Here is a 15,270-nt window from a genome sequence, read left to right on the forward strand (position 1 = left end):
TATGAAAACGATAAAATTACTAGTACTACTCTGTTTTTTCATACTTACAGCATGCAGCTCTGTGTATGTAAATACGGACTATGACAAAAGAGCTCATTTTGATCAGTATAAAACTTTTGCCTATCTCAAAAGCGGAATTGACAAAGCTGAAATATCAGATTTAGACAAAAAAAGAATACTTTATGCTTTAAATGAAACTCTAATATCCAAAGGTTTTACAAAATCTGAAAATGCGGATATACTCATCAGCTTTTTCACAAAAGAAAAAGAACGTATAGACTACTACAATAATTGGGGATGGAATATGGGATGGAATAATCCCTGGTGGGGTGCTGGCATTAACTATTCAATGCCTATTACCTCTATAGAAGGAACACTAATTATTGATATTATAGATGCCAAAACCCAAGAATTGATCTGGCAAGGAAAAGGCTCTGGATATTTAACAGACGATGTAAATAAAAAGGATGCTCGCATTAAAGAATTTGTATCCAAAATACTTGAAAAATATCCCCCTCAAATAAAGAATTAAATAAATGCTCCTTCATCGGAGCATTTATTTTTTACTAACATTTATCATTTTTTAAAAAGCATCAATTAAATACCTTTGTCACAATTATGTACATAAAATGAAAGACATCCAAAACCGATCCGATATAGAACTATTAGTCAATACTTTTTATGAAAAAGTAAAAGTCGACACCCTAATAGGTCCTATTTTTAATGGCATTATAAAAGATTGGACTCCTCATTTAAACAAAATGTATAATTTTTGGGAAACCGTACTACTAAAAGTACATACTTATTCTGGAGCTCCTTTTCCTCCTCATGCTAAAATGCCATTAGAAGAAATACATTTTAACCGTTGGATAAAACTATTCAATACCACAGTAGATAATCTATTTACAGGAAAAAAAGCAGATGAAATTAAATGGAGAGCTAGTAAAATGGCTGAACTATTTCAATACAAAATTGAATACTTCAAAAAAGCCAATCATAACCCCCTTTTATAGCATCATCAGTATTTTAAATTTTAAATTCGTTACAAAAAGGCTTATTTTTGCTCAAATAACTAATTAAAATATGGAAACTCATTTTGAAAGCAATCCCTTAATCGACCGATTACCTCAACATTTAAAACAATTTATAATTCCTCAAAATTATGAGGACTATACCCCTATTAATCAAGCGGTGTGGCGTTATGTAATGCGTAAAAATGTAGATTATCTTTCAAAAGTTGCTCATGAATCTTACTTAGAAGGCCTTCAACAAACAGGTATTGACACAAACAACATTCCTAATATGTATGGAATGAATCGTATTTTAAAAGAAATAGGATGGGCAGCAGTGGCTGTAGATGGTTTTATTCCTCCCAGTGCTTTTATGGAGTTCCAAGCTTATAATGTATTAGTTATTGCATGTGATATACGTCAATTAGAACATATAGAATATACTCCTGCTCCTGATATTATTCACGAAGGAGCTGGACATGCTCCTATTATTGCCAATCCAGAATATGCAGAATATTTAAGACGCTTTGGAGAAATTGGATGTAAAGCCATTTCCTCTGCAAGAGATTACGAACTATACGAAGCCATACGCTTACTCTCTATTCTAAAAGAAGCGGAGAACACCCCAGAAGAGGAGATACAAAAAGCCGAAGAACAAGTGAATTTCCTTCAAAACAATATGGGAGAACCCTCTGAAATGGCTCAAATCAGAAACTTACATTGGTGGACTGTTGAATATGGTTTAATAGGAACCATCGAAAATCCTAAAATATATGGTGCAGGATTACTCTCTTCAATTGGTGAAAGCGAATGGTGTATGACAAATAATGTTAAAAAAATTACTTATGACCTAACTGCTGCAAACCAAAGTTTTGATATTACAAAACCTCAACCACAATTATATGTAACACCTGACTTTGCCCATTTGAGCTTAGTTTTAGAAGAGTTTGCAAACAAAATGGCATTACGAACAGGAGGTTTATCAGGCATGAAAAAACTCATAAATTCAAAAGCTTTAGGAAGTATTGAGCTAAGCACTGGTTTACAAATTTCAGGCATCTTTAGTAACGTAATAGAAAACGAAGGAAAACCTGTCTATATTCAATCAACAGGCAAAACAGCTTTATCTTATCGTGAAAAAGAATTAGTAGGACATGGAACCCAACACCATGCAGAAGGCTTTGGTTCACCAATAGGCAAACTAAAAGGAATTAATCTTGCTATTGAAGATATGAGTCCACGTGACTTAAGAGCTTATGATATTTACGAAGGAAGACAAATTACATTAGAATTCGAAGGAAACATAAAGGTTACAGGTGAAATTATCACAGGTACACGCAACATACAAGGTAAAATATTAATTATTAAATTTAAAAACTGTACCGTCACACATGACAATCAAATTTTATTTCAACCTGAATGGGGAATTTATGATATGGCAGTAGGAAAAGAAATCATATCCGCTTTTTCTGGCCCAGCAGATGTAAACAGTTTTGATATGATTAGCCACGTTCCTTCCAGTAAAACTATAAAACAACAAAAATCAGCCGAACGAGAAGAGTTAGAAGGATTATATAGAAATGTTCGAAATCTTCGAGAAGAAAGAAATACAACCATAACACTTCAAGAAATTTTTAGTATTTTAACAAACAACCATCCAAATGATTGGCTACTAGCAGTAGAAATTGCCGAAATAGCACATAAACAAAATCATAATGATTTAGTAAATAAAGTATTAAATCATTTAGAAAATGTTAAAACTCGTAAACCAGAAGCAAAAAAACTAATTCAAAATGGCTTAGACCTAATTTTAGAAAAAGTTTCTTTCTAATGTAACTTTTGTCACACAAAAATAATTTAAGACCCCATACATTTGATCAAAAATCAAAAGGTATGGGCTTTTTTAGCTTTCTAGGTTTCAATAAAAAAAACAATTTACAAGAATTCATAGCCAAAGGAGCAATCATTATAGATGTAAGAACGCCTGCTGAATACGCTTCTGGACATATCCCAGGATCAAAAAACATCCCTCTTGATAACATCAAAGAACAAATAGAAAACATTAAAAAGTTAAATAAACCTGTAATTGCCTGTTGTCGTAGTGGTATACGTAGCAGTCAAGCAGTTTCTATACTTAAACAACACAATTTTGAGTGTATAAACGGCGGGAGTTGGGATAGTTTACAACATAAGCTATAATTTTCTTCATATCAAGATACCACATTATTAGTTTTTTTTTGGAAACAAAAGGCTATCTAAATTTAGATAGCCTTTTTTTGGGTCAAAAAATTTCCTTCGATAAAACTTCTTCTGTTTTAAGACTTTTTTTGATCTAATACCATTTAAACTCAGATTACACATTAGAAAAACTAATTTTTATAACTCATTGAAATAAAACATTTTAATTTTTATCAATTCTAGTTTTTAAAAATTAAAGTATTAGGGAATCAATAAAGTTTTTTTTTAAATTCTCTAATGCGTAATTTGGGTTAAACTTTGAAATTTCCTCATAATACTATTTTTCTAACCTTGAGACTGTCCAAAAAGTTCACAATCTTATCATCCCGACCAAAGGGAGAAATCACATAATATTGGATTATGAAACTCCTCCTTACGTAGGAGTGACAAACTGAATGTTGATTTAAACATTATCCTACAAAAGCAATAAAAATTAGTATTGATTCTTGATGCGCTTCGCACTCGAACTAACGATGATTTCAGTTATATACTCAACCGCTTCTTCGAGTTGTTTTAAAATAAAAAAACATATCGAGAATTTTACTTTTTAATTCAGTATATTTTAAGTTTAAATGGAATTATTTTGAATATTATTCACACTCCAAAGGGCTTCAGACAAAAAGACTTAGATTTAACCCAAATCTCTCATTAATCCAAACTCTTTTATTTCATTTAACTTATTTCACACATATAAAGTCAATTAACACGAATTTAAAAGCATTACATGGATTTTAAAATTCTTCAAAAAAGATTCTACTTTTATTTTTTCTAAATAAAAAAGTCCCAGAGTTACCTCTGAGACTAGTCGCACTAATAAACTAAGATGATAGGTTTATCGTAATCGATCCACTGATTTTACAAGATCTTCATCCCTTTTAATGGCTTTGTTAGCTAACCCTAACAACAAGATAGTGATTGCAGGAAGAAACATCCCAATACCCTTCACAGGAACCTGAGTTCCTCCAGATAAATTTAGTGCACAATACACAAATAATCCTAGTAAAATTAAGTTTAATATTATATTCAATCTGTTCAAAACAAATTGTGTTTGTCTCTTTTTAAAAGATAATAGACTCATCATACATAATGAGGTACTCAAACCGAAGAAAGCAGTATAGGTAATATTTGTCATAAAATATACCTCTTTCTCCCCTTCTTTCCAAAGAGGAAACACGAAAGGCAAGACCGCCATTACAACAAAAGCCAGAACTAAATATATGCTTTGAACTCTTTGAATCATCTTTTCTACTATATTGATACAAAAATATATTTTCTTTTTTAAAAAAACTATTGTTTCCTTAATAAAATTTTGTATTATTGCAAGAACAATCCGTAAGCACTTCATACTTCGGAACATAAGTTTCAAAAAATCAATTTTTAAACCCCATTTTTTTAAGCTAACTATACTTTATGTTTGATATTTCTGTATTAAAAGAAATGAAGCTAAATGAATTGCAAGAAATTGCAAAAGCAGCGAAAATCAAGAATTTTAAAACTCTTAAAAAAGACGATTTAGTTTACCAAATACTTGACTTCCAAGCTTCAAACCCTGAAAAACTAACCCCTGATGCAAATAGCATCCCTGAAGATTCTTCAAAACCTAAACGAACTCGTATGGTCAAAGACAAAAAAGAAGCATCATCAGAACCTGAAAAAGTTGATATAAATCAAGAAACGTCCTTTTTTACGGAAGAAACAGATGAAAAAAAAACATCTAAAAAAGTAAACAACAAGAAGGTAACAACTAACACAGAAGAAGTTACAGAACAAAAAAAGGATACTTTTGTAAAAAAGAATAAAAACCAGAAATTCCCTAAAGACAAAAAGAGTATTACTGAAACAAACGAAAAGATTATTGAATCTAATCTTCCAACAGAAGAGATAAACACTACAATCAACCTCCAAGAAAGCCAAACAGAAGAAACTGTAGAAATAGCGGAAATTTCATCCGACCAAGTAAACAATTCTACTATAGAACCTGAATTACCCCCATCTATTGAATCAAACAAACACAAGTATAACCAAAATCCTAAATACAAAAAAACAACTAATTTCAGAGAACCTGATTATGAGTTTGAAGGTATCATAGAAAGTGAAGGCGTATTAGAAATGATGCCTGACGGATATGGCTTTTTACGTTCCGCTGATTACAATTATTTAGCCTCTCCTGATGACATTTATTTGTCAACTTCTCAAATTAGATTATTTGGTCTTAAAACAGGTGACACAGTAAAAGGAGTTGTTCGCCCACCAAAAGAAGGAGAAAAATATTTCCCTTTAGTAAAAGTTCTAAAAATTAATGGTCATGACCCACAAGTAGTACGAGATCGTGTTTCCTTTGACCATTTAACTCCTGTTTTTCCTACCGAAAAATTTAAATTAGCAGAAAAAGGTAGTTCTATTTCTACACGTATTATAGATTTATTTTCCCCTATTGGAAAAGGGCAACGTGGTATGATCGTAGCTCAACCAAAAACAGGAAAAACCATGTTACTTAAAGATATTGCTAATGCTATTGCGGCAAATCACCCAGAAGTGTACATGATTGTACTACTCATAGATGAGCGTCCCGAAGAAGTTACTGATATGCAACGCAGTGTGCGAGCAGAAGTAGTTGCTTCTACATTTGATCGCGAACCACAAGAACATGTCAAGATTGCCAATATAGTACTTGAAAAAGCAAAACGTTTAGTTGAATGTGGTCACGATGTCGTTATATTATTAGACTCTATTACTCGCTTAGCTCGTGCTTACAACACTGTGCAACCAGCTTCTGGCAAGGTATTAAGTGGAGGTGTTGATGCTAATGCCTTACAAAAACCTAAACGCTTTTTTGGGGCTGCACGTAATGTAGAAAACGGCGGATCATTAAGCATCATTGCTACTGCATTAACAGAAACAGGCTCCAAAATGGACGAAGTAATCTTTGAAGAATTTAAAGGTACTGGTAACATGGAACTTCAATTAGATCGTAAAATTGCTAATCGCCGCATTTTCCCTTCTGTAGATCTTACTTCATCTAGTACACGTCGTGACGACCTTTTATTAGACGAAAAAACCATTCAACGTATGTGGATCATGCGTAAATACTTAGCAGACATGAACTCTGTAGAAGCAATGGAATTTATTAATGATCGCTTTAAGAAGACTCGAAACAATGAAGAATTTTTAATATCTATGAATGATTAAACACTACATATAACAAAGAGACTGACCAAAAAGTAATAAATCAACATGCAGTCTGTCTCTCCGACGTAAGGAGGAGTCTCATAATCAAGATTATGTGATTTCTCCCTTTGGTCGAAATGAAAGATTGCAAACTTTTTGAACAGTCTCTTATAATTTATCATTAAAGACATTCAAATTCTTTTTATATAACAACCTTTATGTATATGTTTAAAAAATCTTTATCTTTTAAAATATTCCCTTTTCTTTTGAAGATATAAAACCCAACAGCAAAATACATTAAAGCTTAAAGTCAACTTCCTTTTTTATCTCTTCTCCATTATATTCTACTTTCCACCCCACAGAATGGGTAACTAATAATATTTTTGACAATTCACTTATTAACCGATTTTCAGCATTGGATTTCAAAGCAGATTTCTGAATTTTTTTAGCTAAATCCTTTTTAATTTTTTGAGTAATCGCATTAAAATCAGAACCTGTAAACTTATTAAACTGACTTTGTTCAATGTCGTAATACTGTATATCAGGACTAATTTTCACTTCTTCTTTTGGTATAGATATAATTCGAATAACCTTAGATTTATCATCTATTTCATATTTCATTTGACGTAGATCGTATCCTATCGTTACATCTGAATTCACAATTATCAATGCTTTTTTATCAAATGATATGAACCCTCCTAAATAATGATCTTGATCTTTAAAAGTTAATACTTGAGAATAATGTCCTTCTGTTACCACTAATTTCCCAACATTTCTAACTTGCTCTTGGATTAAATTAGTATTATATTCTGTAGAAGTTTCATCATTATTTTTAAGATATCGATATGCAAAAAAAATGAGCACTAAAAATAATAGTCCGTAAAATAGTTTTTTGTAGATATAATTCATAATTAAAAAGATAAATGAGGTATTTTTTTAAACAATAGTGCTTTTTTGAATTCTATTTTTTCTAAAAATTTTTGATGTTTTTCTGTATTGGGATTAAAAGGACGATGTGCTAAATCTTTTTGAATATTTTTTACTTCAAGCATTAAAGATTGCGTTTCTGTCTCGAAATAAATTTCTGAAAAACGTTCCCAAATATAATCTATAGCAAGTTCATTAGGGTGTAGCAAATCTTTTTCATAGAATCTATAATCACGTAATTCGTCCATTACAATTTCATAACTTGGAAAATACGCCTCTTCTATCTTTGAAATAGAAAATGTTTTATGAAGTGCTAAAAACAAATTTCCTTTGCTTACATTATTTTCAAAAAAACCATCTTTTATGTGCCGTACTGGAGAAATAGTAAAAATAAATTTCACATCTGGGTTTATTTTTCTTACGAGTAAAACAATGTTTATCAAACTTTGCTGAATAACTTCTACAGAAAGCAATTCTTTGGTAAATTCTTTTTGCGGAACCTTATGACAGTTAGCCACTGTTTCTCCTGTTTTATTTATTCTATAAACCCAAGAAGTCCCTAGGGTTAGAATACAATGAGTAATTTCTTTTATTTGTTTATTTGCAAATTCTATTAGGTCATTGAGTGTTTTTAAAAAGTTTTCTTTATCTGGATTTGAAAGTTCTGAATGTATTTCAAAACAATGCCACAAATCATTGTGAAAAAAAATATCTTCTTCTGTGAAATGTTTTTTTTCTACAATTCTTTTAATTAATTTCTCTATAGAAATGGGATTAAAAATTATCCCGAAAGGATTTACTGTGGTCTTAAATTTAAAATAACTAAATTTGTTACCGATGTTTTCTGAGAAACAGGAACCCAATAACAATAAATCGGATTGATAATTTATTGTATTCTTGGTTTTGTCAATTGGTATTTTTAATGAAAAAATCATATTCAAAACTACAAATATTTTAGCAATCCTCTAAATATGGACTTTATAGAAATGGAGATTTTATTTCAATATTTAAAAAAACATTATAGACTTTTAGCCATTGCCTTATTAATGGCTGGAATGAACATTTGTTTTAGCTTAAGCGATTCTATTATCACAGGTAAAATAATGCAGGATTGTGGTGTAGGCATTGAAAAATACAAAGGAAATGATCTGGCTTTTGTAAAAGCTGTTGGCTTTTGGTTAGGTTTATCCATCTTAATGGCTATGATTTCTAGAATTACTAAAAACTTCCAAGATTATTTCACCAATATTGTTATACAACGCACAGGAGCTGAGATGTATGCTGATGGCATTAAAAAATCATTAGATTTGCCCTATGCTCAATTTGAGGATCAACGAAGCGGCGAAACTCTTAATAAATTACAAAAAGTTCGAATTGATTCCGAAAAATTAATTAATCTTTCTATTTCATTAGTTTTCCAAACAATAGTCGGGTTTATTTTTGTTTTTTTATACATTGCTCGTATTGATGTCAAAATTTCATTTATATTTATTATTACAGCTCCTATTATTGGTCTTGTTAGTTCTGTTTTAGGAAAGAAAATAAAATCCATATCACGACATATTGTAATTCAAACAAATGCTTTAGCAGGCTCAACCACTGAAAGTTTACGTAATATTGAATTAGTAAAAAGTCTTGGACTTACAGAACAAGAAGAGGCTCGTCTAAACCAAAACACCCTTAAAATACTAGGTCTTGAACTTCAAAAAATACGTTATATACGAAGTTTAAGTTTTATACAAGGAACAACGGTTCATTTTATGAGAACCGCAGTGGTTTTTACTCTTTATTATTTTGTTTTTCAGGGCAAAATAGTAGTTGGCGATTTGTTAACGATGACTTTTTTTACTTTTTTTATTTTTAATCCTTTACAAGAAATGAGTCAATTTATTATTGTAAAAAATGAAACAAAGGTTTCTTTAGATAATTTTAAAAAGCTATTATCTCAGGAATCAGAATATAAACCCACCTCTCCAAAAAAAATTGGAACAATAGAAAAACTATGTTTTAATCAGGTAAGTTTTCAGCATCAAACAGCTAGTTTTAAAGCGGTTGAAAACATTACTTTTGAAATCAAAAAAGGTGAAACTGTTGCATTTGTAGGCCCTTCAGGATCAGGTAAAACAACATTAGTAAAACTACTTGTAGGACTTTACAAACCTAACGAGGGAACTATTACCTACAATAATATAAATGAAACAGAGGTAGAATTATTAGAAATTAGAAAACAATTGGGATTTGTAACACAAGATGCACAATTATTTTCAGGAACAATTAAGGAAAATTTACTTTTTGTAAAACCCGATGCTTCCGATGAGGATTTATTAAATGCGCTACAACAATCTAGTTGTCAAAACCTTTTAAATCGTGCAGAAAATGGTATTAATACGACCATTGGAGAAGGAGGAATTAAGGTTTCAGGCGGTGAAAAACAACGTTTATCTATAGCTAGAGCTATTTTACGAAACCCAAATCTTTTGATTTTTGATGAAGCAACTTCTGCTCTAGACTCTCTTACAGAAGAGGCTATTAATGAAACTATTAAATCTATCTCTAACCACAACCGTATAACGGTTCTAATTGCTCATCGTCTTTCTACTATTATGCACGCTGATAAGATTTTTGTTCTTGAAAAAGGTAAGATTATCGAACACGGGAAACACCAAAATTTAGTAGATAGCAAAGGATTGTATTATGCTATGTGGAGACAACAAATAGGCGAAAGAAAATAGAATCGTTTTATTTTCTAAAAAAGAGCATTTCATCTGCTTAAATGTCTTATGTTTCCTATTTTTGGGGAAAAGATTACTTTTGAAAAATCATTTATCAGATTAGAATGACAAAATTTTTCCAGATTAACAAAGTTTATAAAGCCTTGTTTATTTTTTTTAAAATATTTAGTTAAACGAACATATAAAAATGAAATTTTTAATACAACTAGCCTATCATTTTTGGCCTTCTTTATATAAGAAAAGATATTACAAAACACTTGATTCTTTACATACAACTGATTATAAGTGTGAACCAGAATTACTACTTATTCATCAGCTCTTACAAGAAGATTCTATTTTTGTGGATATAGGAACCAATAAAGGAATTTATTTATATCAAGCTGAGAAGAAGATCAAAACAGGTAAAATTTTTGGTTTTGAACCAAATGAATCCTTAGTTCATTATATTCAACCTTTATTTCCTAAAATCAAACTATTTCCCTTAGCTGTTTCTTCTAAAACAGGTACTTCTATATTACATATTCCTAAAAAAGAAAATGGTTTACAGGACACACGTGCTTCTTTAGAAAACATGGGAGACGAAGTAGAAAAAATTGAAATCAAAACAATAACGTTGGATGATTGGGTTTCACAAAATAAAATAGAAAAGTTAGATGTAGTAAAAATTGATGTTGAAGGGCATGAATTTGATACCATTAAAGGCAGTAAAAAAGTTCTAGAAAAATTACGTCCAACATTTATTATTGAAATTGAATTACGCCATGCTCATTATAGAATCCAAGAAATTTTTGATTTTATAAATAGTTTTGATTATGAGGTTTTTTATTTTAATAGAAAATCATTGATTTTACATCCTTTTGACATTTCTTTATTATCTAATTTTCAAAAAGATGAATATCTAAATGATTTTAATCGCTATATAAATAATTTTATTTTTGTACCTAAATAGTTGTAGAATTCATAGGGATAATTGCATAGTTAAAAATCCTATTAGATAACCTATATAACCTTTGGATATTGAGTTAAATATTCTATAAGTTTATCAAAATTCATAAAATAAGTAGTTAAATGAGTGTTGTTGCAAGACAGAGTATAAAATATAGTATCATAGGATACTTAAGTACTCTTGTGGGTATATTTTCTACCGTATTTTTATATCCGTATGATTTATATTTTTCGGGTAAACTTCAGTTTATACATCAAACTGCTTTATTAATTCTACCTGTGATCGCCTTGGGAATCATGCACGCTAACGTCCGATTTTTTCCTCAGATGTCACAAAACAATACGCAACAAGATTTATTTAAATTTTCTATCGTTTTTATTAGCCGTAATTTTTTATTAGGATTTATATTATTAGGATTCACAACAATACTCTTTCCATCACTCCAGTCAACTGATTTTTACATTTATTCACCTTATATACTTTCAGTAGCATTTCTTCTTTCATTAATACAATTAACATCTAAATATATTTCTATCAAGAAACGAATTGTCATCCCTAATATTTTCGAAAATTTATTTCCTAAATTAGGAATGGTAACAGCCTTTGCATTATTACTTTGGGATAAACTACAAGAAAGCAGAGCCTTATGGATCTTTGTTAGCTTTTTTGTAATTGCTTTTTTAGGAATGGTCATTTATCTTAATCACCTAGAAAAACTAACTCAAAAAATGGATTTTACTTTTTTAAAAAAGGATCAATTTGGAAAGACTCTTTTTATTTATTCTTTTTATACGTTTTTAGGTAGTATGGGGTCTGTAATTGCTCTGAACATTGACACCTATATGATTGGTGAAATGTTAACATTTCAAGAAGTTTCTATCTATAATACATCTCTTAATTTGGTTCGAATGATCACTGTTCCTGCCTTAGGTGTTTATACTATTTCAGCCCCTATTATTGCACAGTATATAGCTGAAAACAAGATACAAGATTTAAAAACCTTACATCATAAAACATCTTTGTATTTATTTGTAATTGGCATCGTATTATTTGGTTTAGTAGCTGTTGGAATTGAAGATTTATTTGCTTTGATGAAAAACGGAGATAAGTTGATCAAGGGCTTACCTGTATTATATATTATGGGATTTGCTTTGTTATTTGATCTAGCTACAGGTTTTAATGGTTATATTATTACTAATTCTAAATACTATAAGTTTAATAATACCACAACCGTTGCATTAGCGTTGTTGACTATAATATCTAATCTAATTTTTTTATTCTGGTTTAAATTAGGAATTATTGGTGTTTCTATTGCTACTGCTATTTCTCTAACTACCTACAACTTAATAAAAATTTATTTTAATTATAAAAAATTTGGTATACATCCTTTTAGTTGGAAGTTTTTACATTTATTTTTTGTTTTAATTATTGTGATTATCATCGGTCGTTTATTACCTAATACTCCTTATAAATTTATTAATTTATGCTACAAACCTTTTGTAGTTCTTATTGCTTTTGCTGTTGCTAATGAATTTTTTAAAATTATCCCTATAAAGGAGGTTTTACCAAAATCATTAATGAGGTAAAGGGCAAATAATTAAAAAAATCTTTTAACCTCAAAAAAGCAGCTTATTCTATTGATTTATACCATTCAAACTTTAAAATTTCCTCATAATAGTATTTTTTTAACCTTGAGACTGTCCAAAAAGTTCGCAATCTTTTCATTTCGACGAAAGGGAGAAATTACATAATGTTTGATTTAGACACTATACTACAAAAGCAATAAAAATTAGTGTTGGTTCTCGATGTGCTTCGCGCTCGAACTAATGATGATTTCAATTATATACTTAACCGTTTGTTTGAGTTATTTTAAAATAAAACAACAGATCGAGAATTTTTCTTTTAAATCCAGTATATTTTAAGTTTTAATGGTATTACAAATAGTTTATACAAATAAACTTTATAAAGAATAACTTTGTACGTAATTTTGCAAGAAAGAAAATCTCATGAAAATAAAAATCTCCGCAATTCAGTTAGCTGAAATTATTAATATTAAAAATTTCAAAGATGAGTTAGAGGGAGCTAATTATAGTTTTTCTGGCTCAGAGTTTTTTAAGCAAATAGAACAAAATAAGTTTATTTATTTATTAGATTATGGCGTGGTTGTTTTTGCCAATTTTAGCCCTGAAGAAGAAACTGAATGGTTACAAAAAATAAAAAGACATCAGGAATCGCCAATAGATATGCTTTTAAAAGAGAGGTATTTCATAAGGATAAAGGAAGATAATACAAATTTTGAAGTTAAAAACAATGAAGTTCTCTTACCTGAATTAGATAGTTCTGCTATACGAATAATTATGCTTAATGTGGCACAATCAGTAGCATTAGAATATTATGAAGTCATTACAGGCAAGTTGGTTTCTTCTACAAAAGAATTTATACTTCAACTAGAAAATACTGGAAATATTAATATTTCTAAAAAGAATCTCTTAAAATATATAGGTCAAGTACTAAACGTAAAAAACAGTATTGTAGACAACTTATATATACTAGACGATCCTAACTCCGTATGGGAAAACGAAAAACTAGATGCTTTAAACAAAAAAATGAAATCTAATTTTGAAATTTTACCCCGTTTTAAAGACGTTGATTACCGCCTCTCTATAGTTGAAAACAATCTAAAAATATTTACCGAAGTTTTAAACGTAAAAGAAAGTTCTCGTTTAGAGTGGATTATTATTTTATTAATTACCTTTGAGATAATAATGTCTTTTGTAAAACATTAGATTAAACTAATTTTATTTTTAAAACGGTAGCCATATTTACTGCCATTTTCTTCATCTGTTCTGCAACTTTACCTTCAAAATAAGGATCAATGCTGTCATATAAATAATCTAACCAAATATCATAATGTTCCTTTAAAAAAGGTTCTTTATCATGAATATCTTTATGTATTTGAAACATATTATTAGTATAACCTCCTTTTAAAAATAAAGCTTGTTCCCAAAAAGTACATAAAACATCTAAATGCTCATCTAAATGTTGATCAACATGAGTTGTCTTTTTAAAAAAGAAATTAATGTTATCATCGGTCAAGAGTTTATTATAAAACATCTTCATTATAAACAATATATCTTCTCTTGTTTCTATATCTTTCATACAGCTAATATAATTTATTTAATTTAAATTTTTATTGATTTTTATCATCTGAATAACCTTTATGTTCATAGAAAACGAACCTATCTGGTTTTATTTCCTACCTTTGCAAAAAAAAGTACATTATGTCGCACAAAGCAGGATATGTTAATATTATAGGAAATCCCAATGTTGGAAAATCAACTCTAATGAATGCTTTAGTAGGAGAACGATTATCTATCATTACCAGTAAAGCACAAACAACTCGTCATCGAATTTTGGGTATTGTAAATGGTGATGATTTTCAAATATTATTTTCAGACACACCAGGTATTATAAAACCTGCTTATGAACTACAAAGTTCTATGATGGATTTTGTTAAGTCTGCATTTGAAGATGCTGATGTACTAATTTATATGGTGGAAATAGGCGAAAAAGACTTAAAAGACGAAGCTTTTTTTAATAAAATTATTCACTCTAAAATTCCTGTTCTTCTTCTTTTAAACAAAATTGATAAATCTAATCAAGAACAACTGGAAGAACAAGTAACATTATGGAAAGAGAAAGTACCTAACGCAGAGATTTTTCCTATTTCTGCTTTAGAAAATTTTAATGTACAAGCAGTTTTTAACAGAATCATAGAATTACTTCCTGAATCTGAACCCTATTATCCCAAAGATGCTTTAACGGACAAACCTGAGCGTTTCTTTGTAAATGAGGCTATTCGAGAAAAAATATTATTAAACTACGATAAAGAAATTCCTTATGCTTGCGAAGTAGAAACAGAAGAATTTAAAGAAGATGATAAGATCATTAGAATTCGTGCTTTAATAATGGTAGAACGTGATACTCAAAAAGGAATCATCATAGGCCACAAAGGGACTGCTATTAAGAAAGTAGGAATTCAAGCCCGCGAAGAATTAGAAAAATTCTTTGGTAAACAAATTCATATAGAGTTATATGTAAAAGTTAATAAAGATTGGCGCTCAAATGAAAGGCAGTTAAGACGTTTTGGATATAATCAAAAAAATTAGTTTTAAAACATTTTGTAAACTCATAATAAACCCCCGTTTTAAACTTTATTGTTCTAAAACGAGGGTTTTTAATTAAAATA

The 15,270-nt window shown here is 29.6% G+C and carries 14 protein-coding genes; 10 read left to right on the top strand and 4 right to left on the bottom strand.

The window, feature by feature from the left end:
- Position 1: 1 nt before the first annotated feature.
- From ACUXZJ_RS00420 to ACUXZJ_RS00435, 4 genes are all read left to right on the top strand, one after another.
- Complete coding sequence (locus ACUXZJ_RS00420) at positions 2–532, top strand: DUF4136 domain-containing protein (protein ID WP_060382945.1); 531 nt, start codon at positions 2–4, stop codon at positions 530–532.
- A 97-nt stretch (positions 533–629) separates the two neighbouring features.
- On the top strand, positions 630–1,013 hold the full coding sequence (locus ACUXZJ_RS00425; RefSeq protein ID WP_060382946.1) for a group III truncated hemoglobin: 384 nt from the start codon (positions 630–632) through the stop codon (positions 1,011–1,013).
- A gap of 70 nt (positions 1,014–1,083) precedes the next feature.
- Complete coding sequence (locus ACUXZJ_RS00430; protein ID WP_060382947.1) at positions 1,084–2,841, top strand: aromatic amino acid hydroxylase; 1,758 nt, start codon at positions 1,084–1,086, stop codon at positions 2,839–2,841.
- Positions 2,842–2,849: 8 nt separating this feature from the next.
- Entirely contained in the window at positions 2,850–3,209 is a 360-nt protein-coding gene (locus tag ACUXZJ_RS00435) for a rhodanese-like domain-containing protein (protein WP_081078423.1), read from the top strand.
- An 871-nt stretch (positions 3,210–4,080) separates the two neighbouring features.
- Here the strand turns inward: ACUXZJ_RS00435 and ACUXZJ_RS00440 are convergent.
- On the bottom strand, positions 4,081–4,488 hold the full coding sequence (locus ACUXZJ_RS00440) for a DUF4293 family protein (protein WP_060383874.1): 408 nt from the start codon (positions 4,486–4,488) through the stop codon (positions 4,081–4,083).
- Positions 4,489–4,658: 170 nt separating this feature from the next.
- On the opposite strand from ACUXZJ_RS00440, the gene rho reads away from it, so the two are divergent.
- The gene (rho, locus tag ACUXZJ_RS00445; protein WP_060382948.1) at positions 4,659–6,437 is read left to right on the top strand and encodes a transcription termination factor Rho; all 1,779 of its coding nucleotides are present in this window, start codon (positions 4,659–4,661) and stop codon (positions 6,435–6,437) included.
- A 276-nt stretch (positions 6,438–6,713) separates the two neighbouring features.
- On the opposite strand, the gene ACUXZJ_RS00450 is transcribed toward rho, so the two are convergent.
- Both ACUXZJ_RS00450 and ACUXZJ_RS00455 read right to left on the bottom strand, forming a co-directional pair.
- Complete coding sequence (locus tag ACUXZJ_RS00450; protein ID WP_060382949.1) at positions 6,714–7,325, bottom strand: DUF4230 domain-containing protein; 612 nt, start codon at positions 7,323–7,325, stop codon at positions 6,714–6,716.
- Between the two features lie 2 nt (positions 7,326–7,327).
- Positions 7,328–8,278: a GSCFA domain-containing protein gene (locus tag ACUXZJ_RS00455; RefSeq protein WP_060382950.1), complete on the bottom strand. Its 951-nt coding sequence runs from the start codon at positions 8,276–8,278 to the stop codon at positions 7,328–7,330.
- Positions 8,279–8,329: 51 nt separating this feature from the next.
- Between ACUXZJ_RS00455 and ACUXZJ_RS00460 the strand changes: the two genes are divergently transcribed.
- The 4 genes from ACUXZJ_RS00460 to ACUXZJ_RS00475 all read left to right on the top strand — a co-directional run bounded on the left by ACUXZJ_RS00460 (position 8,330) and on the right by ACUXZJ_RS00475 (position 13,807).
- Positions 8,330–10,075 carry an ABC transporter ATP-binding protein gene (locus tag ACUXZJ_RS00460; protein WP_060383875.1) on the top strand — a complete coding sequence of 582 codons (1,746 nt, stop codon included), beginning with the start codon at positions 8,330–8,332 and terminating at the stop codon, positions 10,073–10,075.
- A gap of 187 nt (positions 10,076–10,262) precedes the next feature.
- A complete protein-coding gene (locus ACUXZJ_RS00465) occupies positions 10,263–11,024 on the top strand; it encodes an FkbM family methyltransferase (RefSeq protein ID WP_060382951.1) in 762 nt (253 codons plus the stop codon).
- 119 nt (positions 11,025–11,143) lie between these two features.
- Positions 11,144–12,607, top strand: coding sequence for a lipopolysaccharide biosynthesis protein (locus tag ACUXZJ_RS00470; protein WP_060382952.1), 1,464 nt, complete (start codon positions 11,144–11,146; stop codon positions 12,605–12,607).
- 420 nt (positions 12,608–13,027) lie between these two features.
- Complete coding sequence (locus tag ACUXZJ_RS00475; protein ID WP_081078424.1) at positions 13,028–13,807, top strand: RMD1 family protein; 780 nt, start codon at positions 13,028–13,030, stop codon at positions 13,805–13,807.
- A 1-nt stretch (position 13,808) separates the two neighbouring features.
- Here the strand turns inward: ACUXZJ_RS00475 and ACUXZJ_RS00480 are convergent, their stop codons facing one another.
- Positions 13,809–14,180, bottom strand: a complete 372-nt coding sequence (locus tag ACUXZJ_RS00480; protein WP_060382953.1) for a group III truncated hemoglobin — start codon at positions 14,178–14,180, stop codon at positions 13,809–13,811.
- Positions 14,181–14,302: 122 nt separating this feature from the next.
- Here ACUXZJ_RS00480 and era point away from each other — a divergent pair, with 122 nt between their 5' ends.
- The gene (gene era, locus ACUXZJ_RS00485; protein ID WP_060382954.1) at positions 14,303–15,190 is read left to right on the top strand and encodes a GTPase Era; all 888 of its coding nucleotides are present in this window, start codon (positions 14,303–14,305) and stop codon (positions 15,188–15,190) included.
- The last annotated feature ends 80 nt before the right edge of the window (positions 15,191–15,270 follow it).

The sequence above is a fragment of the Flavobacterium sp. TN-1 genome (assembly GCF_052828645.1).